The 25,452-nt window shown below is 50.5% G+C and carries 21 protein-coding genes and 1 tRNA gene; 9 read left to right on the top strand and 13 right to left on the bottom strand.

Annotation, left to right across the window (positions count from 1 at the left end):
- Window positions 1–143: 143 nt before the first annotated feature.
- From ACDE64_RS01050 to ACDE64_RS01040, 3 genes are all read left to right on the top strand, one after another.
- Window positions 144–1,391, top strand: a complete 1,248-nt coding sequence (locus ACDE64_RS01050) for a hypothetical protein (protein WP_411348704.1) — start codon at window positions 144–146, stop codon at window positions 1,389–1,391.
- Complete coding sequence (locus ACDE64_RS01045; protein ID WP_411348703.1) at window positions 1,388–4,654, top strand: DEAD/DEAH box helicase; 3,267 nt, start codon at window positions 1,388–1,390, stop codon at window positions 4,652–4,654. The genes ACDE64_RS01050 and ACDE64_RS01045 overlap by 4 nt, the downstream gene beginning before the upstream one ends.
- Window positions 4,655–4,902: 248 nt before the next feature.
- On the top strand, window positions 4,903–5,175 hold the full coding sequence (locus ACDE64_RS01040; protein WP_411348702.1) for a hypothetical protein: 273 nt from the start codon (window positions 4,903–4,905) through the stop codon (window positions 5,173–5,175).
- Window positions 5,176–5,180: 5 nt separating this feature from the next.
- Here the strand turns inward: ACDE64_RS01040 and ACDE64_RS01035 are convergent, their stop codons facing one another.
- The 4 genes from ACDE64_RS01035 to ACDE64_RS01020 form a co-directional block, all read right to left on the bottom strand.
- Window positions 5,181–6,020, bottom strand: a complete 840-nt coding sequence (locus tag ACDE64_RS01035) for an endonuclease/exonuclease/phosphatase family protein (protein ID WP_411348701.1) — start codon at window positions 6,018–6,020, stop codon at window positions 5,181–5,183.
- Between the two features lie 138 nt (window positions 6,021–6,158).
- Window positions 6,159–7,148, bottom strand: coding sequence for a LacI family DNA-binding transcriptional regulator (locus tag ACDE64_RS01030; protein ID WP_411348700.1), 990 nt, complete (start codon window positions 7,146–7,148; stop codon window positions 6,159–6,161).
- A 323-nt stretch (window positions 7,149–7,471) separates the two neighbouring features.
- The gene (locus tag ACDE64_RS01025) at window positions 7,472–8,131 is read right to left on the bottom strand and encodes a peptide-methionine (S)-S-oxide reductase MsrA (RefSeq protein ID WP_411350201.1); all 660 of its coding nucleotides are present in this window, start codon (window positions 8,129–8,131) and stop codon (window positions 7,472–7,474) included.
- Window positions 8,132–8,336: 205 nt separating this feature from the next.
- On the bottom strand, window positions 8,337–8,825 hold the full coding sequence (locus ACDE64_RS01020) for a PTS glucose transporter subunit IIA (protein WP_411348699.1): 489 nt from the start codon (window positions 8,823–8,825) through the stop codon (window positions 8,337–8,339).
- A gap of 439 nt (window positions 8,826–9,264) precedes the next feature.
- Here ACDE64_RS01020 and ACDE64_RS01015 point away from each other — a divergent pair, with 439 nt between their 5' ends.
- Both ACDE64_RS01015 and ACDE64_RS01010 read left to right on the top strand, forming a co-directional pair.
- Window positions 9,265–9,924, top strand: a complete 660-nt coding sequence (locus ACDE64_RS01015) for a chromate transporter (protein WP_411348698.1) — start codon at window positions 9,265–9,267, stop codon at window positions 9,922–9,924.
- 12 nt (window positions 9,925–9,936) lie between these two features.
- The gene (locus ACDE64_RS01010) at window positions 9,937–10,473 is read left to right on the top strand and encodes a chromate transporter (protein ID WP_411348697.1); all 537 of its coding nucleotides are present in this window, start codon (window positions 9,937–9,939) and stop codon (window positions 10,471–10,473) included.
- Between the two features lie 110 nt (window positions 10,474–10,583).
- On the opposite strand, the gene ACDE64_RS01005 is transcribed toward ACDE64_RS01010, so the two are convergent.
- A complete protein-coding gene (locus ACDE64_RS01005; protein WP_411348695.1) occupies window positions 10,584–11,822 on the bottom strand; it encodes a Zn-dependent hydrolase in 1,239 nt (412 codons plus the stop codon).
- 336 nt (window positions 11,823–12,158) lie between these two features.
- Here ACDE64_RS01005 and udk point away from each other — a divergent pair, with 336 nt between their 5' ends.
- Window positions 12,159–12,806: a uridine kinase gene (gene udk / locus ACDE64_RS01000; RefSeq protein ID WP_411344697.1), complete on the top strand. Its 648-nt coding sequence runs from the start codon at window positions 12,159–12,161 to the stop codon at window positions 12,804–12,806.
- Window positions 12,807–12,975: 169 nt separating this feature from the next.
- Window positions 12,976–13,533, top strand: a complete 558-nt coding sequence (locus ACDE64_RS00995; RefSeq protein WP_411348694.1) for a 5' nucleotidase, NT5C type — start codon at window positions 12,976–12,978, stop codon at window positions 13,531–13,533.
- Between the two features lie 186 nt (window positions 13,534–13,719).
- Here ACDE64_RS00995 and ACDE64_RS00990 read toward each other — a convergent pair whose 3' ends face one another.
- A complete protein-coding gene (locus tag ACDE64_RS00990) occupies window positions 13,720–14,604 on the bottom strand; it encodes an NAD(P)-dependent oxidoreductase (protein WP_411346657.1) in 885 nt (294 codons plus the stop codon).
- Window positions 14,605–14,792: 188 nt separating this feature from the next.
- Window positions 14,793–16,376 carry a DUF5123 domain-containing protein gene (locus ACDE64_RS00985; protein ID WP_411348693.1) on the bottom strand — a complete coding sequence of 528 codons (1,584 nt, stop codon included), beginning with the start codon at window positions 16,374–16,376 and terminating at the stop codon, window positions 14,793–14,795.
- Between the two features lie 211 nt (window positions 16,377–16,587).
- Here ACDE64_RS00985 and ACDE64_RS00980 point away from each other — a divergent pair, with 211 nt between their 5' ends.
- The gene (locus tag ACDE64_RS00980) at window positions 16,588–16,953 is read left to right on the top strand and encodes a DUF1304 domain-containing protein (protein WP_411350200.1); all 366 of its coding nucleotides are present in this window, start codon (window positions 16,588–16,590) and stop codon (window positions 16,951–16,953) included.
- Between the two features lie 259 nt (window positions 16,954–17,212).
- The gene (locus ACDE64_RS00975; RefSeq protein ID WP_411348692.1) at window positions 17,213–17,428 is read left to right on the top strand and encodes a hypothetical protein; all 216 of its coding nucleotides are present in this window, start codon (window positions 17,213–17,215) and stop codon (window positions 17,426–17,428) included.
- Window positions 17,429–17,434: 6 nt separating this feature from the next.
- Here ACDE64_RS00975 and ACDE64_RS00970 read toward each other — a convergent pair whose 3' ends face one another.
- The 6 genes from ACDE64_RS00970 to ACDE64_RS00945 form a co-directional block, all read right to left on the bottom strand.
- Complete coding sequence (locus ACDE64_RS00970) at window positions 17,435–17,758, bottom strand: GRAM domain-containing protein (RefSeq protein WP_411348691.1); 324 nt, start codon at window positions 17,756–17,758, stop codon at window positions 17,435–17,437.
- A gap of 82 nt (window positions 17,759–17,840) precedes the next feature.
- A complete protein-coding gene (locus tag ACDE64_RS00965; protein WP_411348690.1) occupies window positions 17,841–19,232 on the bottom strand; it encodes an MATE family efflux transporter in 1,392 nt (463 codons plus the stop codon).
- A 213-nt stretch (window positions 19,233–19,445) separates the two neighbouring features.
- Window positions 19,446–20,066 carry an HD domain-containing protein gene (locus ACDE64_RS00960; RefSeq protein ID WP_411344691.1) on the bottom strand — a complete coding sequence of 207 codons (621 nt, stop codon included), beginning with the start codon at window positions 20,064–20,066 and terminating at the stop codon, window positions 19,446–19,448.
- Between the two features lie 140 nt (window positions 20,067–20,206).
- Window positions 20,207–20,290: transfer RNA gene (locus ACDE64_RS00955), tRNA-Leu, on the bottom strand.
- Window positions 20,291–20,427: 137 nt separating this feature from the next.
- Window positions 20,428–22,524 (bottom strand): DUF2961 domain-containing protein, encoded by a 2,097-nt coding sequence (locus ACDE64_RS00950; RefSeq protein WP_411348689.1) that lies wholly within the window; start codon window positions 22,522–22,524, stop codon window positions 20,428–20,430.
- Between the two features lie 252 nt (window positions 22,525–22,776).
- Window positions 22,777–25,338 (bottom strand): LamG-like jellyroll fold domain-containing protein, encoded by a 2,562-nt coding sequence (locus tag ACDE64_RS00945; protein WP_411348688.1) that lies wholly within the window; start codon window positions 25,336–25,338, stop codon window positions 22,777–22,779.
- Window positions 25,339–25,452: the final 114 nt, after the last annotated feature.

The following is a 25,452-nucleotide window of genomic DNA, read 5'->3' as shown; positions in this document are numbered from 1 at the left end:
CAGTCATAACAGTTTACAGCGCTGAAAGCCCCATTTTGACGGGAAAAACAATAAATTTTCATGAAAACACAGTCGTCGTGTTACAGGCAAATGGTATAATAAAGGGATACCACAAAGCCTAGGAATGCAGGAGAACGATAAATATGAACCAACCTTCCAATGAATCCGTTGCGGATTCGATACTGGATCGGTGGCGTCGTCAGATTGAACAACAACTGATTCCACTGGAACAGGAGATTCGCAATGTTACGTATACCGAGCAGGCGCTGGAGCAATGTCTTCGCATCATGCCCAATCTAACTCCGGTTGCCGCGCAATTGTATCGGCTACTGGTGGAATTAACGATATATAGCCGGGTCATGCAGCCACTGCATCGCACGACCGGCTCCACTACGCTATCGCTCGGTTATCATACCCGACTGGCGGCAACAGAAGTACAGAATCGGTTACAGCATTTATTATCCGCGCCACTCGCTCCACTGGAACAAGCGGAAGAACGCGTCGTACTGGGCGGATTGCTCAAGGAATTACGGCAAAGTATGCTGTACGAAGTACGAGATACGCATGTACTGCTGACTTGCTATTATTTGCTCTGGCGCGGTTGGCTGATGTCCTTGCCACAGGCGGTGCCGCTATTAGAGCGCGAATTGAAGCTGCTGGAACGCGCCTTTGCTCAGGCAGATCAGCAAAAGGACAATCGGCAGGCGCCACGCTTTGCTTACAATTCCGGGATGCTGGCGCGCAGTTATATATATTTTCTGTCCAATGAAGATGAGCAGGCGCTGGACTGGATTCGCCAAGCGGCAGAGCGGCATGACTTTTACCCGGAACGGATGCCTGATCTAATGGGCGAATTGGCGGCAGCTGAGCAATGGGAACGGCTGTCATGGTGGCTGGAGCAGCTTGTTCCGGTGCTGCGCCGACAGTATTCCGACCTCCAGCATTACGGCGACTACTGGGAATTGGTAATCCAGCAGTTGCCAGATCGTGAGTCACAGATGTGGCAAGCGCTGGGACGTATGCTACCGCTTGGTGGACGTATTTATGAAGAGCGCCTGCTGGCGTATGGGAAGTACCGGGAGTGGATGGATTATCAGTTATCCGCAGGCAAGGACCCTGCCAATTACAAAGTGACCGAACTGAAACCGCTGGAAAGCAATGCACCGGAGCTGCTATTGCCCTTTTACCATCAGGCGGTAGAACGGCATATGTCGCACAAAAACCGGGATGGCTACAAAGCAGCGGTAAAGCTGCTCAAACGACTATCCAAGCTATATGCCAAGCTGAAGCAGGATGAAGTCTGGCGAGAGTATATAGAGCAATTCGCCGCCCAGCATAGCCGCTTGCGGGCGCTACAGGAAGAATTACGGAAAGGAAAGCTGATTCCATGAGTCATCATCTACAACATATTCAAATCCGCGTCGGTATGAGCGAATACGGCGATGCGCTAATCTATGGCACCAAGGAATCATACGGCTTCGTACCAGCGCTGTACCTCAAGCATCTGCTGTTTGCGTGGCACAAGCCTTCCTTTTACGGAACTCAGCTACAGATCGAGCAGACGCCAGAGGTGGAGCTGATCGTCTTGCCTGCCGAGCAGGTAATTCCCTTTTTCGCAGAGGCAGAGCTGCTCCATCATGTGGAGTGGAATTGGGAAGGTGACGCCGATGCCCTGCGCCAGCTTGCCCCTGCGCTACTGAATTGTCTGAACGATAAAAAGTATCTGCCATCGCTCGGCGCATACCGACGTGGCAAATTGCAGTGGAAATGGGACCCGGACTATTTGCTCAAATCGGTATCGCGGACGAAGCGGCAGGAATTGCAGCGATTGCTGCAAACAGGCGTGGAGCCGGAGCTGCTGGAAGGGTTGCAGGCGTCCTTTTCCGCCAATGTGTCGGAGCGGTATTACAATACCGAAGCCGAGGCTGCCGATCTGCGGCGCGAATATCCGCAGCTATTTGACCGGAACAACAGCACGGCGGGAATGGATGAGAATAGCTGGCTCGTATCGATTGGCTGGAAAAGTGATTCTGCACCTTTCCGTCCGGCATTGCAGCTAGTCGAGCCGGAAGAGGAGAATAACGGCTGGCAATTGCGCCTGATTTTACAGGATAAAACGGATGAAACTCATCTGGTGCCAGTGCGCCTGAGTATGAGCGGTCAGGCAGATGGGGATTGGCCGACAGCATGGCAGCAGCATGTGCTAGATCGCTCTGCCATTTGGCGTGAGCAATTGCGCGCTGTACTGCCGATCAACCAGTTTGGCACCGAGCAGGACATGATCGGGCGCAGTCTGAACAATGAGCAGGCGTGGCGCTTTCTGTCGCAGTACAGCAATCGACTGCTGCAATCGGGCTGGCTCGTGCTGCTGCCTGCATGGTGGGAAGCGGCGCGCCGCAAGCGTCCGAAGCTAAAAGCCAAAGTGAGCGAGGAAGAGGAAAAGCGTACCGGCAAGTCCTTTTTCGGATTGGACGCGTTAATCGACTTCGACTGGCGGATCGCGATCGGCGAGACAGAGCTGACCGAGGATGAATTCCTCGAACTAGCGGAAAAGCAAGAACGGCTTGCTCTGTTCCGCGGTCAGTGGATCGTACTAGATCCCGAGCTGCTAGAGCAGATTCGCCGCGCAATGCAAGGAATCGATCGGCGACGCGGGTTGTCATTTCAAGATGTGCTGCAACTGCATCTGATGCGGCGTAGCAAGAAAAATGGCGAACAAGAAGAAGAAATTGACACCGAAGAGGAAGAATTTCAACGTATTGAGATCGAAGTGGAATTGAACGAGCATCTGAATGGATTGATTAGCCAGATTAGTCAGCAGAACGATATGCCGCTCATTCCGGTTCCTGCTGGGCTGCATGCACAGCTGCGACCATATCAGCAGGAAGGCTTCTCATGGCTCAGCTTCTTGCGTCGCTTTGGGCTTGGCGCTTGTCTGGCGGACGATATGGGTCTCGGCAAAACGATCCAGCTCATCACGTATCTGCTGCATATTAAGGAAGATGCTGAAACCGAAGCAGAGCGATTACACCAGATCGTGCTGCAAAGTATGGAGCAAAATGATGCGCAGGAATTACAGCATACACAGCTGGCAGCAGTAATGAAGCAGCCGCCAATCGATACGAAGACAACTGCTGTAAACGAAAATATCCATGCACCAGATATGAGCGGTGCAGCGATCTCTTCCGAGCAATCGCTACAACAGCAGGATCTTACGCGTACGATGCAAGAGAGCGGCGAGGAAGCACAATTTTCACATCCTCCTTCTTCCAACTCTACACCCAGTATGTCGGAAACGGAATCATCGCTGCTAGTCAGTTATTCGGTGTCCAGCCCGACTTCGCTAGTTGTCTGTCCGACATCCGTACTCGGAAACTGGCAAAAGGAGATCCTTCGCTTCGCGCCTTCTCTGCGTGTTGCCCTGCATTATGGTAGCAAACGCTTGAGCGGCGATGCTTTTCAGCAAGCGGTTGAGGAGAACGATGTGATTCTAACGTCCTTTGCGACGGCTTCACTAGATCAGGAGCTATTACAGACTGTTACATGGGCAACGATCTGTCTGGACGAAGCACAAAATATCAAAAACGCACAAACCCGCCAATCGCAGACAGTACGCAGTCTACACGCTTTGCACCGGGTCGCTATGACCGGTACACCGATTGAGAATCGGCTTGCCGAGCTATGGTCCATTTACGACTTCATCACTCCCGGCTATCTGGGCAGTATGAAGGGATTTCAGGATCGTTTTGCAACGGCGATTGAGAAGGAGCATGACGAGGAACGTACCCAGAATCTGCAACAGCTCGTTAAGCCATTCATGCTGCGCCGGACGAAAAAAGATCCGAATATCCAGCTCAATCTGCCGGAAAAGAACGAGATGAAGACGTATATCAACCTCACCCCGGAGCAGGGCGTCATGTACGATCAGGCGGTCAATCAGCTGATGCAGCAGATGAACCAGCTACAGGGCATGAAGCGCAAAGGTGCTATTCTGTCTGCCCTCACGCAGCTCAAGCAAATCTGCGACCATCCGGCACTCGTGCATACTGTGTCGCCGCAGGAGGATGGCGAGGAAGAACAGACAGATTGGAGCATCGATACGCTCATCAGTCGCTCTGCCAAGCTGGAACGACTGGTGGAGATGGTGCGTGAGCTGCGTGCGGAAGGCGAGAAGTGTCTGATTTTCACCCAGTATATTGGTATGGGTCAGATCATCCAGAAAGTATTGAGCGAGGATATGAACGAGTCGGTGTTGTACTTGAACGGCAGTACGTCCAAGACGGCGCGCGACCGTATGATTGAGCAATTCCAAAGCCCGGGCGAGCCGAATATATTCATCCTGTCGCTCAAGGCGGGCGGCGTCGGTCTGAATCTGACCGCAGCCAACCATGTGTTCCATGTGGATCGCTGGTGGAATCCAGCGGTCGAGAATCAGGCGACCGACCGGGCGTACCGGATGGGTCAGCAGCGAGATGTGCAGGTGCACAAATTCATCTCGCTCGGAACGCTGGAAGAGCGAATTGACGAGATGCTGGAGAGTAAGCAGCAGCTAAGTAACAATATTATTTCCACTTCGGAAGGCTGGATTACGGAACTGTCGAACGATGAGTTGCAGAGCTTGTTCAGCTTGCGGCGTGAGTGGGTTGATGTGTGAGGTGGTGTGGGGAAAATTGACGGTGGTGGTGGGTGAGAGTCCGCTGCGGGAAGGGATAAGGGGACGGGACTCGAGTGGAGGTACGAGAATCTATGGATTAGGAGTGCAGGTAGATTCTCGCACCTCCAAAGTCGTCCCGTTCCCCTTATTCCCTCCCCTCCGCTCCGTGCTCATCGCAGCACCAACGCAATTTCCTACTTTGTTGGAGTAGCAGGTCTTAGACATGAAGTGGTCGAGAGGAGCTTTTGATGAAGGTTTTCTTTCGTGTTGCCATGATTGTATTGGTCTGTTTGTTTATGGTTGCTTGTAGCGATGAAAGGGAGGATGTTGTCGTTGACTATGAAGCAGGATATGGTGATGTAGACGAACACGCGTATTCTGGTTTTGCTTTTCTTATTCACTTAGTATTTGATCAAATAAAAACGCTGTTTCCTAATGATTGCCTGTTGGCTAAACATTTCGAGGAATCAGCGTTTTTTCTCTTTTGTATGGTTATTGAGCTTGCAGCTATGTTTGCCTAGCATCGTTACTCTGCATTCGTGCAATCCAGTTCTACCATCACACCAAAATGATCGGATACGACAGCTCCGTTTGCCCCGTTCAATGCAACTTGAGAACGTTGGACTCGCATTGGACGATTGCTGTAAATGTAATCAATACGCAGCGGACGTTCGTTGCCTTCCCAACCAGCGATGGATTTCACTACGGTATGTCCGCCGTCTTTTTCCTCTGCGAGTGTATACGTATCATGCCAAATATGCTTCATCATATAGTCGTAGCCTTCGCCGCGAATCTCTGCCACATTGTTAAAATCGCCCAAGAAAAACACCTGATCATCCAGACACGGCGCCAGCAACTCCTCTGCTCGATCCCATTGCGGACGGAACGGTTCTACCTCATCATTCCACCAGCCAAAATGTCCATCCGCCAACCATAGCGGCTGTCCCTGATATTCCGTCTGCACCGCCAGCACTTTGCGCGTTTTGTAATGTTCATAAATATGCTGCGTAGAGACGTGACCGAGTATCGCCTCTGTCAGCGGTGTCCGCGACAAAATCGCCAATCCTTCATCCAGTCGACCTCTGGACGCGGCATGCACCGGAACCCATGTCCAATAATACGCGGTCTGAAGATGCGATACTAGTATATGCGCATAGTTGTCCCGGCGGATCACTGCATCGTGATCTGCAGCAAAATAACGAGTCAGCTTCTCTACCGATAACGGCGGCTGAGCGGCAGGCTGATTGACCTCCTGCATGGCGATCAGATCAAAGGAATGCTGATCAATAAAAGCCGCCAATTCGCGGATTTTGTCCAATTGATTCTCTTCATGCCAGGCGTGCGCATTCAAGGTTAACAGTTTCATGATTCTCTCCACCTGCTCTTTCTATATCGTGTTGCCACTGTAACTTCGCTGTCTCCCATCATACCATATTCCTTTTTCCACCCGCAGAATGTAGGCAGTCTGAACGTGAATACGATGCCTCAACGTCAAAAACCGCTGTCAGCGGACAGCGGTCGATTCACGGATCATCAGCTGCGGACGAATGCGCATGCCCTGCACTGATTGCTCTTGTTGATTCATTTTGTTCAATAGCAGCTCGACCGCCGTGCGGGCAATCTCGTCTGCCGGTTGACGTACTGTCGTCAGTAGCGGATGCAGCTGGGACGCAATAATCTGATCGTCATAACCGATAATCGACAGGTCCTGCGGAATACGAACACCGCCATTCGTCAGCGCGTTGATCAGTCCAATTGCAATATAATCATCCCCGGCGAATACAGCTTCCGGCAATGTTCCCTCTCGCAACCAACGCTGACCGATTTCATATCCAAAGCCAATACTGTACGTTCCCTGCTCTACTATCGGCTCCACTCCAGCTTCCGCCAGCGCCTGAACAAATCCGCTGCGCCGCTCACGGGTACTCAAAAACAGTTCATCCCCGCACACATGCACAATCCGCCGATGCCCCAGCTCTAGCAAATGCTGTCCAGCGATATACCCGCCATACGCATTGTCGATGGAGATCGCTTCTGCGCTATGCTGCGGCAGCTGGTTGTCGATAAGTACATACGGAATGTCCCGTTTTGCCAGTTCATCGACAAACTCCTTCTCCTCTACCGGCGAGAGTAGAATCAATCCATCCAGCCGATCCTCCTGCATCATATAATGCTCACCCTGCTCACCTAGCCCGGTCGATACCGAAATCGCTAGATAATATCCTTGCAGGGCAAGTAGATCGTTAATCTCTTTGGCAACCGAATCGAAAAAGGAATCGTGCAATGTCGTCAAAATCAATCCAATCGTGCCTGTCCGCCCGCGTGCCAGCGAGCGCGCGGCAGCACTAGGGCGATAATCTAGCTCACGGATCGCTTCCAGCACCTTGAGCCTGTTTTTCTCCCGTACCGTTCCTGCTCCGTTCAATACACGGGATACGGTCACGACAGATAATCCCGCCCGTTTCGCTACATCAAAAATACTCGGTTTCATCATGGTATACGCTCCCATTGCTAAGAATACAGGCTGGATATTTCATTTGAAACTGTATATAGGCGAACAGGCAAGAGCATCGCTGCATGTTCCGTCACAGCGTGTCATACCGTTGCTCTATGCTTGAATGCTTGTATCACTAAATAATTGCATGTGTACGTTCTTGCTCATACGTTTGTTTCCTGACTAACTCTATGTAAGAGATAACGAGTTCTATGTAAGGCACAGCCGCTAATGCCGACATGCCGTGCCTGTAGTTGTGCTTATTATACAGGAATAATGGTAAACGTTACCACTATATATCCAGAGATATCGCAGCATGAAGATCACGTAAGCGATAACAGCAATGCTCGGTATTGTTCCCGCTGCTGTTCATCCAGCGGTTCCTGCCAGTGATCCAGCTCCGCGATGATGTCCGCTGCCGTTAACGCTTCCCGGCTCCATCCATTCAATCGTGCCGCGAGTAGCGATTGTAGCGCCTGCTCCCGGTTGGTAAATAGAGATTCCAGCGCTGCCAGTACATCCGGTCGACGCTGCAAATAGTATTTCTGGTGCCGCTCCTCTGCTGGATAAAAGGCAGTGCATAACTGAACTTCGGTAGATTGACGAGCTTGCTGTTCATTTTGCAGACGCTGGATGATATCCAGTTGAAACGGCTGGTCGTACAGAATGATCGAACGATATTGGCGGCTGTCCTTATAGGTGTTAATCCCTTCGGGACGATGTCGTTCCCAGAACAGTTGAAGCAGTGTTTCGAGCGGCAATACGTCTGGACGATAGTCCAGCTGAATCGTTTCTGAATGATCCCCCATCTGTCGATAGACCGGGTGTGGCGTCGTTCCACCAGCATATCCGGTACAAGTATGCACCACGCCTTCCAGCGCGCCCAACCATGCTTCCGGTCCCCAGAAGCAGCCCAATCCGAGCGTAATGCGCTGCGTAGGAGTACTCACGGACGCACCAGACAATGAATCATAATGCGGCATAGGTTCCACGATGCTTGCCCCCTTTTTCTTGGTATAGATTAAGAATACCGATTCGGCAATATGCTCTCTTGTATATATACATACAAAATCCTGCCAGCCTAAACGGCAAGAGCAGGATTTTGTATTCACATCAATATAGGTGAGACGAATATTATGCAGTAACAAGCAGAGCGAACAAGACATAAGGTGGTCTGATGAATAAAAGTTACAGATTCACCTGTACGACTTTATCTTGCCCCGCAGTTACGCTACCGGTGTATTCTTCAACACTTTTCACCGCTTCTTGTCCATCCGGTACGATGATCGGTGTGATGACCGGATAGCCTGCCGCCTGAATATGTGCAATATCAAATTCCAGCAGCAATTGTCCCTGTTTTACTTTGTCACCGGTTGCTACGTGAGCGGTAAAGCCTTCGCCTTTGAGCGAAACGGTATCGACGCCGACGTGGATGAGCACCTGTACGCCAGAGCTATGTTCTACTAGCAGGGCATGGCGGGTTTTGAATAGCTGTGCGATTTTGCCATCGAATGGGGCATGTACTTTGCCCTCTTTTGGTTCAATGGCGATACCTTGTCCCATCAACTTCTCAGCAAATGCGGGATCAGGAACATTCGATAGGTCAACGGCTTGACCTGTAATCGGTGATAGTGCCTCAATCTGTTCAATCTTACCTTTTTTGAAAAATGACAGCATGGTTGCTTCCTCCTTGTGATGACGAGAGCAGATGGTTGGTTACTATATGGCAGCAGCACTGACGATCTGCGGTTTCATCATTTTCTGTATATAGATCTCGCTGGATTTTGGGTTCTATGATACGTGCCGCCACAAGCGCTTGTCAAATTTGACGACTTTTTACCAGAAACAAAAAAACTTACGATCCTTCTGTTTGATTTTCGTGAAAAGGAATGACGGTGTACCGCTACGAGGCAGTATGAGACAGCAGGTGTACGTATATTTCAAATAAAAACACTCATTTGCAGCACAATGCTACGTATTGGAACGTGAGACACGATATTGGGCAGGATATAACTGTTCGTTCACTTGATGAATCCATCTCCTTGTGCTTGTTCACCAATAAGTTAATTTCATTTTGAAAAAAAGATGATATACTAGATGTATATAGAAAGGGCGGATGATGATGAAAATTGCTAGTTCCTGGCAGACGCGGGTGTCGGAGCGTTTGAGCGTGCTGGTTGAGCTGTTTGTAGTCTTTTTCAAGATTGGACCAGCGACGTTTGGCGGTGGGTATGCGATGATTCCGATGATTGAACGCGAGGTGGTGGAGCGGCGACGTTGGATGGAACAGCAGGAGATGAATGATCTGCTATCAGTTGCTGGTTCGGCACCCGGTGGTGTGGGTGTGAATGCGTCTGCTTTTGTCGGTTACCGGATGGCAGGTATTGGTGGGGCGATTGCGGCGACGCTGGGCATTACGCTGCCGACCTTTTTGATCGTATTCGGATTAAGTCTGTTTTACTCGTTCTTCCAGAATGAGCCGAAGGTACAGGCGGCATTCCAAGGTATCCGTGGTGCAGTCATCGGGCTGATTGCTGTCGCTGCGTACCGGATGGGCAGGAATTCACTGTTTGACTGGACGACGATTGTCGTAGCTGCCGGATCGCTAATGATTCTACTGCTGACTGGTCTGAATCCAGTGTTCCTGATCCTTGCTGGGCTGGTCATCGGCTGGGTCGTGATTCGCGTAAAACAAGCGCTTGGTTTACAAACACGTACGGAAAAGCAACGTCATGCGAATGCATCGTCACAGGCGTATATTGAATATTATATTTAAGAAGGTGTACCCATGCTGGTATGGCAGCTATTTTTATCTTTTTTGAAAATTGGATTTGTTTCCTTTGGCGGCGGTTATGCGGTCATTCCACTGATTCAGCATGATGCGGAGCAGTTCGGCTGGATGAGTGCGGATACGTTTCGCCAGACGGTATCCATTGCGGGCATGGCGCCCGGTTCGATTGCAACGAACAGCGCCACACTCATCGGCTATGATGTCGCCGGGATTGCTGGTGCATTTGCCGCAACGACCGGGATCGTCTTGCCATCGCTAGTGCTGGTCATTACACTGACAGGGCTATTTTACCGATTGGGCAGCAGCCGCATGGTGAAGTCATCCTTTTACGGATTACGTCCGATTGTAACCGGGCTGATCGTCTACGCGGCGATCCATTTTGGACTAGGTAGCGGCTGGGATGCACTGCTGCAATGGAAAACATGGCTAACACTACTCATCGGCGCGGGTGTATTTCTGGCGATTATCAAATACAAAGCACATCCTTTACTGGTCATCCTCGGCTCAGCGATCATGGGCATTGTATTATTTTAAAAGAGGTATAACCCGGCTCCTATAGCTGCGGTTATACCTCTTTTGTATGATATGGTGGATAGTGGTAGTGGTGCGTCCAAAATAAGCGACCTTCAACGAGCTACTGTGAATTAGAGCTTGGCATCGTTCTGCAACATCATGATCGCTTCTAGCAGCACATTCACGCCCTGTGCGCATTCTTCATACGATGTAAATTCCTCTTCACAATGACTCTTACCGTTCACACTCGGTACGAATACCATTGCCGACGGCAGGAAATCAGCTACAAACTGCGCATCGTGTCCCGCGCCGCTTGCCATCGTTTTGTGTGAATATCCGAGCGTCTGCACTGCCTGTTGCAGCGCAGCACATACCTGCTCGTCAAACCAGACGGTATCGCGATTCCACAGCCGCATTGCCTTCACCTCGCAGCCGCCCTGTTGCTTCGGTAGCGCATGAATCATCTCCTCGACCTTCCGCACAATCTGCTCGTCCTTATGCCGTGCTTCCAGCGTGAAGACGACCCGGTTCGGAATGACGGTGTGGATATTCGGATACACATTGGCGCGCCCCATCGTATATACCAATTCCGAATCCAGCGGCTCTAGCTGCCCTCGCAATATCGTCACCAGATCGTTCATAGCAAAAAAGGCATCTCGCCGCATATCCATCGGAGTTGTTCCCGCATGATCCGATTCGCCAATCACTTCAATCTCATAACAAACCATGCCAACCACGCAATCCACCAGCCCGATGCTCAGCTGTTCTCGCTCCAGTACCGGTCCTTGCTCAATATGTAGCTCCAGATAGGCAGTCGCTTCTTTGATCCGGTGGGCGACATCGCCGGCATACCCGCTCTGTTCCAGCGCTTCGCCGAATGTAATCCCGTCGGGATCGGTTTTGCTTAGCATGATTGCCTTATCAAAGCGTCCTGCCAACACACCAGAAGCCATCATCGACGGCTCAAAGCGCGCACCTTCTTCATTGGTAAAATTCATAATCGTAATAGGAATGCGCGGCTGAATGCCGTAATCCTTCATTGTGCGCACGATCTCAAGCCCCGCCAGCACGCCGAGTATACCATCAAAGCGCCCGCCTTTTTTGACAGTGTCCATATGCGACCCGATCACAATCGGCGGTGCTTGCTCTGTACCTGCCAGTGTAGCGTACATGCAGCCCATATCGTCCACAACAACCTGCATCCCCAGCTCCTCACAACACTCCCGAAAATACTGACGCACTGCAAGATCCTGCTCGCTCAGCGCCAGCCGGGTGACCCCGTTCTGCTCGGTACGTCCGTAATCTGCAAATCGCTCAATCGTCTGCTCCAATCGCTGCACATTGACCAACCATTGTTGCTGTTGCTTCATCTGTATCACTCCGCTCTCCAGATTTGGGATGCCGAAACGCAAGGTCCCGCCGATTTCCATATCTTCTATACTAAAGCAATCGTTGTGAATGTCATTTGACAAAATGTAATATTTCCAGTGCAAACCTTTTGAAATCAGGTGAAAAATCGCGCCAGCTGTGCTATTCTAAAATATTAGTAGTGTGTAAAATCCGGTTTCGCCAGTATCATGTCCATTTTCGACAGCTGGCAGGCTTCTGAACGATCACCGGATCACGGAAATATCCATAACCGAATGATATAATCTACGCGCCGCACTATATTGTGTTTTTATCCCAGGGAGGTTTATGTTAACGCCATGCTCATTATTGGTATTGCCGGTGGCACCGGTTCAGGCAAAACAACAGTCGCACGCTCGGTCATTGAACGCTTGAGTGCAGGCAAGGAAGTCACGTTTATTTCGCAGGACAATTATTACAAGGATCATACGCATCTGAATCTGGAAGAACGCGCGCTGATCAACTATGATCACCCGTTTGCCTTTGACAATGAGCTGCTGATCCAACATCTCGGCGAGCTGAAGCAAGGTCAGGTCGCACATGCGCCGGTGTATAATTTTACGATGCATGCACGCTTTACTGACCAGACATTGGAATTGCAGCCGAACAATATCGTTATTATAGAAGGGCTGCATGTATTGTCCGACGAGAAACTGCGCGAACAGCTGGATATCAAAGTATTCGTCGATACCGACCCGGATGTTCGCATCCTGCGCCGTGTATTGCGCGATATCGAAGAACGCGGACGTAGCATCCAGTCGATTCACCAGCAATATCTGACGACGGTGAAGCCGATGCACGAAGCATTCATCGAGCCTTCCAAAAAGTATGCCGACCTGATCATTCCTGAAGGCGGACATAACGAAGTTGGTATTCAACTGCTGTCGATCCTCACAGAAAAATATCTGTCCGGCGAACAATGGACAGGTGTAAAAAGAACCGACTGAGTAGAGCAATCATTCACGTATATACTGGCAGGCTCTGAGCGAGCCTGCTTTTTGTTTGCCTTTCCTCATTCGTTTTGCTATTTCCCAAAGGCTCCGCTACAATTTGGATATTGTCTGTCACGTTGAAGATGGCAGACCGCTTGTTCACGGTATAAAGGAGGACGTTCCATTGGATAGGAAAATTGTCGCCATCGATATGGATGATACGCTGTGCCATCTACTGCCGCGGGCGATTCATTATCATAATGCGCTGTATCCCGATCTGCTACTCAGTATGGAGCAGATTGTGAATTTTGATATGAGCCGCATCTGGCATCATGAATGCTCGGAGGAGATCTTTTTCGGACGACCGGGCTTGTATGAGGAATTGGAGATTTTTGATGAATATACGATTGGCGAAGTGGAGAAAATCCATGCCAAGCACGATCTGATTATCGTTACCGCTGCGCGCCCATCATCTGTACCTGAAAAGTGGCGCTGGTTGCAGCAGCATTTGCCGTTTATTACGTACGATAATTTCTTTGTCGCCAAACGCAAATACTTGCTAGAATTCGATCTGCTGATCGACGATGGTCCGCATAATCTGCTCGCCGCGCGTGACGCTGGCAAACAGACGATTGGCATTCCGCGCCCGTGGAACCAGCCGATCCAATCCGAATTTGTCATGAAGGATTCATGGCAGGGCATGAGTGAGCTGGTGGATGAGATTTTGAACGGAAATTCGTAGTATGATGTGTGAACGATTGAGTGTAAACAGACTCATGATAGCGACAAACTAGTATGAGTACAGTTATAACAACGATAAAAGCCGCTGTCCTTTGGGAGGAACAGCGGCTTTGTGTTGAGCGTTTGCGATTGTGTTGAGCGTTTGCGATATAGAGATTTTACGTTTCCAACGATATCTTCTCTGTGCTTATTGAAATTGTGCCGTGAAATATCGGTATAGCACCTGTGTGCCTTTCTCGTCATATCCTTGCTGGGACAGCTGTTGATAGACCGACTCTGCCAATGCGAGTCCCGGCGTATCCAATCCCATCTCTTTTGCCGAGTTCAGAGCGATGCCCATATCTTTAATAAAATGCTTCACATAAAAGCCTGGCTCAAAATCGCCCTTGATCATACGTGGACCGAGGTTACTGAGCGACCAGCTGCCTGCTGCGCCAGTGGCGATACTTTTCAGCACCGTTTCCGCATCCAGACCAGCGAATTTGGCATACGCCAGCGCTTCGCATACACCAAGCATATTCGAGGCGATGGCGATCTGGTTACACATTTTCGTATGTTGACCAGCGCCGGGACCGCCTTGCAGCACGATGTTGGTGCCCATCTTTTCCAGCAATGGCTGAATCTCTGCAAATGCTGCCTGCTCGCCGCCTACCATAATCGACAGACGGGCTTCGCGCGCGCCCACATCGCCGCCGGATACCGGAGCGTCAAACGCATGAATGCCCTTGTCCTTTGCCAGCTCGGCGATCCGCTGTGCCAGCTGCGGACTGGATGTAGTCATATCGATCACATACGAGCCAGAGGCGGCATTGTTCAGAATACCGTCTTGACCGAGATAAATGTCCTCTACGTCCTGCGGATAGCCGACCATCGTGATAATCACGTTACTTGCCGATGCCAGCTTGCCCGGTGATTCATGCCAGATTGCGCCCTCATCTACCAATTCCTGCGCCGAAGCTGCGGTACGTGTATACACATGCAGCGGATAGCCCGCTTCCTTGAGATGACGCGCCATGCTTTTGCCCATCACACCAATACCGATAAAACCTACTGCCGTTTCTGCCGGATTCATTGCCACTGTGATTGCCTCCTTGATTGATGTTTGCTTTGCCGATTGTGTTCATCGATTGATGATGTGTTCCTGTATGTCGCTGTCCATTATACCACTTTATATGGAGATCATAGACGGAGCAAAGGTGTAGATCATATGCGGATTAGCACAGACTCATGCTTGCAGTAGCGTTTGGATCATCCGAAACGTTATTGGTATGCGCCAATTGTAACGGTGGATGATGGTACCCATGCTTTGCCGTCGCGATCCGAAGTGCCTTTGAGAATATCATTCCACATGCCGCTATTCCGTGCGGGTGACGTAGCTTGCAGGTGAAAATCGGCTGTGCTTGCATTGATAAATTGCGGTGCTGCTTGACGAGAGTGGGCATCCTGCTTACTTGCCTTTTGATATGCTGGTAGCCCTTCGTACGTATCGCCCTGCCAGATCCAATAGGCGGTGTCAGCGTTAGCATTCAGCGTGTACAGATTGTAATCGACTTTGTTGTTGCTGGATGGATAATCGTTGCGAATCAGTACGCCAGATGCGGACGATACCATAATGTTGTTGAGCACAGTATTGCCAGAGGTGCCGTACTGAATCAGCAATTGCCCAGCTCCATCGCCGCTCTCACTAGACAATCTATCATTGCCGAACAGCGTATTGTTAATAATAACCGAGCCAGTTGTCGTACCACGCTCTTCGTCATATCCGCCAAAGGCGATGCCGGTATAGCGATTCTGGTAAACGACATTGCTGCGCACGGTAATATCCTTCGTCACTTTGCCCTTGTGCTCAGATGCCAGCTCGATGCCGATATCGTTCGCATAGCTGGTATTGCGTTCGATGACAATACTTTTGCCACCATCCACATAGATGCCGCCTGCGCAGTTGCAATTGTTCGGTAGCTTTTTGCCATACGATGGGTTCTGGTTGGCAGAGATGTTGTATACGGTATTGCCAGCGATGGTGCCATTGCGTGCAGCATCGTACTGGTCATTGGGCGATGTACCTTCGTAGCCGATCACGTCGATGCCGATATTGTCGCTATCATGCACAACATTGTTCGTAACCTCAAATTGCTCTACATTGCCGTTAATAACCATCGCTTCGCTGGAGCCAAGTACCAGATTGTACAGTTCATTGCCGCTGATGGTTAACTGCTGAATGGAAGCTGGAGCTGCCGTGCCGTACACGGCGATACCATGCGCATCCCGTCCCGACAAATCACTGCCTGCCGGTGTAGCAGTATTACGGATGTTATAGACCTTGTTGTTAAGCAAGCTGATCTTCTTCCCGGCACCGTGCACATACATACCCACCGGTACATTATCGCGGCTGGTTGTCGTATAGTTGCGTACTGACAAACCGTTAATGGTAATATAGCTGGCATTGTTCAGCTCAATCAGCCCTTGGATGCCGTCTACGCTCAGACCGGTGCCATCCAGAATCGGTTGTTCCTTGTTATAGTTTGTAAATGTAATAACGCCCGCGCTCTCCGAACCGGAGCGGGTAATGTTTAGTCGTTCGCGGTACGTACCGGAGCGAATATAGATCGTGCTGCCTGCTTCGGCATGGTCGGCGGCGTATTGCAGCGTGCGCCATGGTGATTGCAACGTGCCGCTATTGGTATCTTTGCCAGTAGGAGCGACGTAATGAGCAGTCGGCGCTGCGTATGCCTGTTCCGATGCTCTGGATTGCAGCATCCAGGCAGTTAGCAGTACGATTGCCGCCAAGATGGTTCCTGTGATCCATGTAATTCTTCGTTGTATTCCCGTGCTGTGCTTCGACATGTGACACCTTCCCCTAATAAGATGATCAAGCAATTTGTCATTGGAATCTGTTGTTCGTATTGCTGGCTGAGATGACGGAGTGGTCATGCATAGTGGATGATGAACAATTTCTGTTATTATGATTGTAACGGCATCTGTGGAATTTACATATGTTTTTTGAATAATCTTTGGGAAATGGTTTCTATTTTGATGAGGAAAGGCAGTGAATCGGATGCTTTCTGTTCTGGCAAGCATTATGGTCGCTCTGGTAGCGATTGAGCATTTGTATATTTTGGTAATGGAGATGTTTTTGTGGACTACGCCGCGTGTGATGAAGACGTTCGGTACAACGCCAGAGCTGGCACAATCCACCTCGTCGATGGCAGCGAATCAAGGGCTGTACAACGGCTTTCTCGCCGCAGGTCTGATCTGGTCGCTACTGCATCCGAATGATGGATTTGCCCACCAACTGGCGATCTTCTTCCTACTCTGTGTCATTGTGGCGGCGCTGTATGGCGGGTTGAGTGTGAAACGCTCTATCCTGCTTATGCAGGGATTGCCAGCGTTGATCGCACTCATTCTGGTGCTGGTCAGCTGATGGCTAATCGTTAGCTTCTATTGAGGAAACGGTAGATCAAGCGATTGATCATTCCGTGATTTCCAAGCCGCCTGTACATTTTTATAGAAAATATACAGCAAAAAGACCGGTATCTTCCGCAAGATGGGAATTTCCGGTCTTTTTATATTTATCACTAAACCGTTTTCATTTCAACCTCAGCAACGTATAATAGATTTACAGCATTTCCCATATTCAATAGTGCTCTACCTACATACTATGCTCACTGGAGGTCGTGCGAATGCAGCAAGCGATACAGATCTACGTCAAGAAGCAGCTGATCTGGGATGTGCTGATGATTATTTTGTTTGTGATCATTATGCCGGTCTGGATGAAGGCTCCGCTGCGGGAAGCGATGGTACTGGCAGCCGTGATTTTACCATTTATCGCTGCGATCGGCATCTGGAGCCAGCATCATTTTATGAAGCGACAACGTCAGACCTCGCCGGAGGAATAGATCGTATCAACGTGTCATGCTGTCGCGCTTGATCTCGTCGATGAGCGCCATCAGCTCGCCGCGCTTCCAGACGACGAATCGGTACTCCGTTCCATTCGCCACAATAATACGCATACCGTTTGGCACTAGCCCCAGCGTATTGCGCTTGCCCATCTGTACAATATCCTCGATCCAAATATCGACCGGACCCGTCTGCACATTCAGTGCATGCGCCTTGAATACGATGCGCTGATTCGTAATCTGCATGAAGCCACCGACCGCTTCGATCCCTTTGAACAGATTCGCCATAATATTCTTTTTAATGACATACTCACCGGGTAACAATTCCATATCTGTAACCTCCATTTATGTACATACAGGCGAAGCGGCATCCTCTACGCCGTTTCGCCTGCTGTGTATTGCAATATACTTGCTAAATAATTCGATGTTGTAACCACTTGTTCCCGTAGAAGCGCTTGAGGAAGATCGCTCCCCGTACGCCCCATTCCAGATCCATCGCCAGCCAAACGCCAAGTACGCCCCAGCCCATCACCACACCAAGAATGTAACCCATCACAACGCGGAACAGCCACATGGATAACATCGAGATCATGGAGGTAAACTTGGCATCGCCCGCCGCCCGCAGTGCAGATGGCGTAATAAACGAAATCGACCATAATGGAATTTGCACCAGCGTATTGACCAGCAGCACGATAAAGATCTCGTCCACGATCTCTGCCGGTGGATCAAACAAGGAGATTAACGGATGGAATAACGGTAAAATAATAAGCCCCATCACGATAAATGACATCGACGACAGCACCAGAAAGGACTTCGTAAACTTGCGCGCCTCCTGCACATTGCCGCTCCCGATACAAATACCGACGACTGTGATTACGGTCAGCGACAACGCATTGGCGGGAATCTGCATCGCTCCGGCAAGCGCCGAACAGATGGCATTGACCGCAATCGCATACGTACCCATGCCAACGATAAAGATCTGAGTCAGAATTTTACCGCCGTTGAAGAACATCTGCTCCGTCGCAAACGGGAAGCCGATAAACAGGATTTTGCGGAACATCTCCCATTTTACTTTAAACAGCTCGCGCATACGTACCTTGAGGTTGACGTCCATTTTGAACAGATAATACAGCGCGCAGACCGCACCGCCATACCGGGCGATATTAAGCGCAATCGTCATGCCGAGTACGCCCAGTCCCAATCCGTGAATAAACAGGAAATTGAGCAGCACGTACAGCACATTCATAATGAGCGACAGCATGAGCGATGCACGCGTACTGCCAACTCCACGCAGCGCTCCGCAGATCGCTTCCACAATCGCAATCCCGGCAAACGAAATACAGCTACCGATCAGATACGTGCGCGCATGGCTCATTACGTCCGCTTCTGCCGAGCCGAATAGCAGATTCAGCAGCGGCACATGCAGTGCAATGCCGAAGATACCGACCACGACACCAAGCAACGTCACGACCGACACGGCGCTTGCACTCGCCTCGGACACCTTTTTCACATTGCCATTGCCCTTGTACTGGGCAACGACAACCGTGCCGCCCGTAGCGACCGCGATAAAAATACTAAACAGGAAAATATTCAGCGAATCGATCATATTGACCGCACTGACCGCCGATACTCCGGCGGAGCTGATCATCGCTGTATTGATCAGATTGAGTCCCATAATAAACGCCTGATCAATCAGAATCGGAATGAACAGCGCGATAATCTGTCTGTAATGCATCGTAGTCCCGGAGAAATATTTGTCCAGTATCCGGTGACCCCACTTCCAGCGTATAGCTTCTTCCATCATGGATTCACTTCTTTTTTTGTTAAAATTGGTTGTTGCTCTCGTTCACGTTTATCCGACGGGTTTGCAGATGCTGCGATGATCTATTCAACCTGTCGCAATCAGGCTCTATTTGTTATTGTCGTTCTCTATATTAAGACGATTATCAGCATTTATGAAGAGTAAAATGGAATGTTCTGAAATTATTTCTTCCAGTCATGCCTGCGATGATCCTTATCAAGCTTCAGGATGACGATCTTTGAACACAGACGTGTCGATTCCACCTGCCTGCATCTTGCGGTCACCTTCCTGCTGGATCAGGTCCTTGAGATGAGACAATACCGGATCAAAGTCAGTATGTCGTCCCAGCATAAAGGTCATCCCCTGCTCGACAGGCAACCACGTATCCAGCGCCGCTTCATTGTGCTGCAATTGCGCTTCCAGCTTGTCCAGCGCATTGGCAACCTGTGCTTCATAGGTCGCTTTCTGTTCAAATTCAAACCATAGCTCATAAAATTGACGACCATTCTCGCCGCCAACCAGATCGCGGATATATGCAATCGCTGCAATCTCATTCGCTTGTTTGATGGCTTTGCGCTCTGGATTGTCCATCGTCTCAAAGGCAGGGACATCGCTGGCACGGGCTTCGACGAGATCGTGGATGATCAGCATTTTGAGCAGCCGCTCCATCTGAACAGGCTGTGGTAAATGCGGCTCGACCGCCATCGCCAGCAGCGTCAGCATCCACGTATGCTCCGCTACACTTTCCCGGCGTCCATCGGACAACCAGCTATGCCGCAGCTCCATTTTCAGCTTTTCACCGAGTTTGAACAATTCCAGTACATGTCCCAAATCCATCTCTCTACCACCCTTTCACCGATTGCGCTGTATTGCCGAATTGCTGTAATATCCTTATGTACCAACGAACAGCTCCTATCCTGTCTGGACAAAAAGAAAAACTCTTCTGCAAGAGAAGAGTTTCGCTAGTAACACTATAATGCGGTCGAGAGGACTCGAACCTCCACGGGGGTAAGCCCACACGGACCTGAACCGTGCGCGTCTGCCAATTCCGCCACGACCGCAAATGATTAGGTGATTGATTTCGCAACCACAAGAAAGATCATACCATGTATGCAAGAAGGGCGCAAGCATTTTTTAAGATTATTTTTCAAGCGCTTACTATCGTGTATATTCCTATATTTCCGCTGACATGGGCGACTCATAACAAGCTATACATCCAGTAATAATATTCATTCCATGTTCGCGTCTCGCCCTCCTGCACATATTCCAGCCGAATGGTCAATTGCTCCTTGCCCGCCGTATAACGAACCGGAATCTCAAATTCGTCGTCCAGCCAGCGTTTATACGGATTACGGTCGGCGACGTACCAGCTACGTTCCTGCACCTGCTGACCGTCTACATACACAAGCGCCCGCTGTCTCCCAATCATCTGGTCAGAGCGTCGGCGCAGACGTACACCGTCATTGTCTGGCGATATCGACATGACGAATTGACTCCAGCCTTCTGTTTCGTGCCCTGTATCCGCGATACGTAGATCGTCGGCAGCGCCCTCGTAGCTGGATTCCAGCGTACAATATCCGCGACTGCCTTCCGTACGATAATCGTGAATGCCCTCAGATGCTTTGTTACCGATATCCAATTCATCGGTCAGCACCATCCCATTCTCATCCTGCCCGTAATACAGCAAAATGCCCGAATGCCGCAAATACTGATTGTTATACTCCCCCGATTCGATGCCAAATATCAATTCTTGCCGAAACGGATAACAATCGCCGCTGCATAGCCGCACCATCGACCACGGATTGTCCGGTAATCCATCATAAGCGGTAGCCGGATTCATCTCTGGCGGCGTCGGAAAGCCCCAGCCATAATTCACCCAGCTCTCCGAACCGTCGCTCTCCACCTGCGGTGTCGCATTACCGTCGATATAGACTCGCACATCCCCTTCACAGCTAATAATACCCGGTGTACGTGCAAATGCCGTCACCTGCCCTGCCACCAGATGTCCACGCCCGGTGATGCGCCCGATGATACTATCCTGCCCCTGACGAGCTTGTAATGGATAATAGGCAGACGTACGGAAGTACCCGGTATCATGCTGCGGATACAGCTGTTCATTGGCCGCTGTATACACAATCTCCCACTGCGCAAAGTCCACGTCCTCACTCCCGCGATTGTCCAGCTGGATATGCGCTCTATTCCAATATGGCATCGGCAAATACTGATACCACTGTCCATCCTCGCGCTGTCCATGCGAGAGAATCCCAATCCGGTTATACCCTAATTCATTACCGAAAAAAGCCCCCAATGGACATGCCACATCCGGCTGCTCATGCTCGTCCCAATGCGCCACGATCCAGATATCATGAAGCAATGAGCGCGGAATCTCTACCGTGGAATCTTGATGCCAGCGCGCCGTCATAGATACAATACTGCCCGGCTCATACTGCTTCAACACGGTTACTGCCTGTCCAGCCGGAAGATGTAGCTGTTCCAGCGTCACCGTTTGCCCCTCAACTTGTGGCTTCGGATCGTCGCCCACATGCTCCCACTGCTGTAACAGCTCATTGTAATCTTCTTGTCCCGTAAAGGTCGAAATCCCCTGTGCACTTGCATACGTATGGTATATTACATGTCCCCAGCCGCCGTCGCCTTTGGCAGCACCCTTCAAACGAATATCCGTCGTAATCCGACAGGACCTTGCAAACGGCATCGGCACAAAACTGCGTACTACCCGAATCGGTCCCCTTCCGTTATCGTCTGGTCCCATATATTGATCCGCCAGCGGTGCTAGAAACGGAGCCTTCTGTCCAAACTCCGCATGCCGAATCTGAAAGCGCGGCTCCTCTTCCCCGTCAAAATAAAAGAAAAACGTCGGCTCTTCGCTGTCCGGGTATCGATGCTGCACCAGATTGTACACGCACCCCGGTCCATCTACATCGAAGATCACCCACTCCTTGCCTTCCTTATACAGCCACCAATCCCAATCGGCATTGAAGCCCTGCTTGTCGATACTGCCTTCATAACGTACCTGCACATCCTTCCGTAGTCGAGGTAGCAGATCCAAGCACAGTAGACTGTCGATGCCTGCTGACACAGCGGAAGTTACAGCAGGATCTGCCGCACTACCTCCTGCTGATACACTAGACTCTACCGAATCAGCTACTATTGAATCAGACCTATCGTTGTTGTCTTCCACTGCATGAGAAGTTGCCGAGTTCAAAACACCTGTTTCTGTATGCTCAATAGACTTCGTTTCCGTTACATGTTCCTTCATCTCTCTCACCTCTACCACCGCGTTTCTTCCTAAAATGCAACATCGCCGCAGGGCACATCCGCAGCCATGATGTTGGCGGCGAATCGCTCTGCGGCGATGGCTTTATGACTCATTATAAAGAAGGAAGCGACGTGCGAGATTGAAGGATTTTCAGATTACATTGAACATTTTGCTGGTTTTGCTGAGTACGGATGCTTGGGATAGACATCCTCCATCTAACTTGTTTTATTTGACCTCTTCCATTTAACGTTTACTGAAGCACGAGTGCGATCATCGTGCCGATAGCTTCGCCAGTTGTGCTGGTGTCAGCGCGCCGCTGAAGATGTTCAGCTCGTCCAGTTCTCCTTTGAACGGAGTGTCCCAGTAGTTCACGCCTAGACCGAAGCTGGCGTCATTCGTAGCGGAGAAGACATCTGGGAAGCCGGTGCCGCTGAATGTTTCTTTGCCATCTACATATACTTTGACGTTGCCGTTATCGACGGATACTGCCAGATGGCTCCATTGACCGGACGGGATTTTCAGACCGGTGCTGGCATCGTACCACGGCTGACTGCCCGACCAGAGCATCGTATTGTCACCAGCACTGCCGCGCGGCAACAGGCTGATCCAGTGATTACTGTCCGCTGCCCCAAAGAAAGCAGGTGTATACGTCGTCAACGTTTCCGGTTTCACCCATAAGGATAGTGAGTAGGAGTTGCTATGAATCAGCCCATTTGGCAGGCGTACGCCGGATTGTCCATCCAATACAAGCGATTGTCCCTGTACACCTTGACCATAGGTGGCATAGGTTGCACTGGTGACTGTAGCATCGAGACGGTTACCCGTCAGTGTGCCTTGCCCCCATGTGCTGGTGCTGTCATTCAGGTTATTGTTGAAACTGTATTGTGCTACTAGCTTGGCGTTTACATAAGGTAATACTTGTACCGTAAAGGTTTTGCTGCGTTGGCTATTTCCTTTGTGAATCGTTGCGGTCAACGTGACCGGTACAGCAGAGCTACCGGACTCTGGACGATTGACGGTTCCATCGGTTTGTACAATCTGTGCATTGGACGATGTCCAAGCGATTGTTGTCTCGCGACTGCCCAATTGGGGCAGATTCAGGTTGGACGTCACTTCCGCTGTATTGCCCAGCGCCAGATCGCCGTATACATCATTTACGACTTGTGCGTCCGGTGCATCGGCGAGGCGGCTGCCCCAGCCCATCGTGCCTTTGGACGACAAAGCGGTAAAGGTCAGCACATATTGCTGAGACACTTGATCCCAATCTTTGACGAATACGCCGGTGTATTGCACGCCGCCCAGTGTTAATTCAGCATCGGCAGTGCCTTTCTTCTTCCATGTGCCTTGCACTTCGCCAGTGACGGTATGATCTTCATTGAGACGAATAGATTGAGCCGATTTGATCACTGCGGACGTATCATTGCCATGATCGACAAACTGGTAATCGCCGACGATCATTTTGTCGCTGACTTTGGACAGTTGCTCGCCTGCATAACGATACGGCGATACAACGGGCCAGCCGTCTTTGTTCATATACATCTGGTGCACACGTACTTCATGCTCCTCACCACGTCCCGGGAAGCGGGAATGGAAGACGAGGAACAATTGTCCGGTTTTGGCATCGGTGTAGACGGAGTTGTGACCCGGCGATACATAACCGAAGTTCTCGCCATAACCCGGATCACCCGGCTTGCTACCGAACATAAAGTTACCGATCAGCTTGTTGCCATACTGACTGCTATCTGCATCGGACGGCCATGTTGCTTGTTGACCTTTGGCATCGGTGTAGATGCCATCCGGGGTTTTGGAGCGGAAGACGCGCATATTGTAGCCGCCGTTTGCCGCCAGACCACCGTAGGTCATGTACAGGTAAAAGTAGCCGGTATCCTTGTTGTACTGAATGTAGGGGCCTTCGCCGGATTTACCGTAACCGCCAGCGATTTTCGTGCCAAAATAGCGGTCGATCAGGCGACCGTCGGACGTTTTGCCGTCTTTGCCTGGATAGATTGGCTTGCCGGTTTTCTCATCTACTTGCAGCACATAGATGCCGCCTGACCACGAGCCGTAGGTCATCCATAGCTTGCCTTTTTTATCGTAAAAAATGGTTGGATCAATCGCGTTCGGATACTGCTGATTGTTGTACGAACCGTTGTCATTGAACCACGCCGGATTGGCGGCACTCAGCTTTTTCTGGTCGATCAGACTTTGTACGTTGGTGTTCGTCCACTTTTTGTCTACCTGACTATTGGCATCAAATGCGGTGTCCTTGGTAAAGCCAGTGTAGATGTAGGTGTCTGCATACGTATATGGGCCTTCGATCTTCTGTGATACCGCCATGCCGATGGCAGAGCGGATATAGGTGGATGACGTGGAATAGTAGAGCGTATACGCGCCTTTGCTACCGTCTTTGTTTACATATTTGGGATTCCAGATCACATCCGGTGCCCAAACGGCGTAACCGCCTTTGCTGTCGGCGTCATTTTCGCCAGCCCATTTGAACGAGCCGGCCAGATTTTTAGAAAGATCGCCATACAGCGTATTTCCCGGCGTGGTGTAACCGTTTGCAAAATTAGACCAGTGCATCAGGTCAGGTGACTTGGCGGCAGCGATATGGGAGCCGAAGACGTAGTAGGTATTGCCGTCCTTGATGATGGATGGATCATGGACGGTGGCGTTGCTGAATGTTGGCGTCGATGTAGATGGTGCCTTGTTGTCAGACGCTGCCGATGCTGTAGAGGCGTTGCACGGGATGGCGACGACTGCTGCAAGAGACAGGCTGAGTGCAGCGAGGACGAGCTTTTTGCCGGATGATTTGATGGAGAATTGGACCATGCTTGGAAATCCCCTTTCGTTTGGACTTGCGTGTTGGGATGGTGCTTGGTGCAGGGAACGCTTCGGGAAGGAATAAGGGGACGTCCTCCGGTGGAGCCGCGCGAATCTACGGAT

The organism is Paenibacillus sp. WLX2291, from assembly GCF_046603665.1.
Taxonomy (GTDB): domain Bacteria; phylum Bacillota; class Bacilli; order Paenibacillales; family Paenibacillaceae; genus Saccharibacillus.
This window is presented reverse-complemented; position numbering and strand designations above follow the sequence as displayed.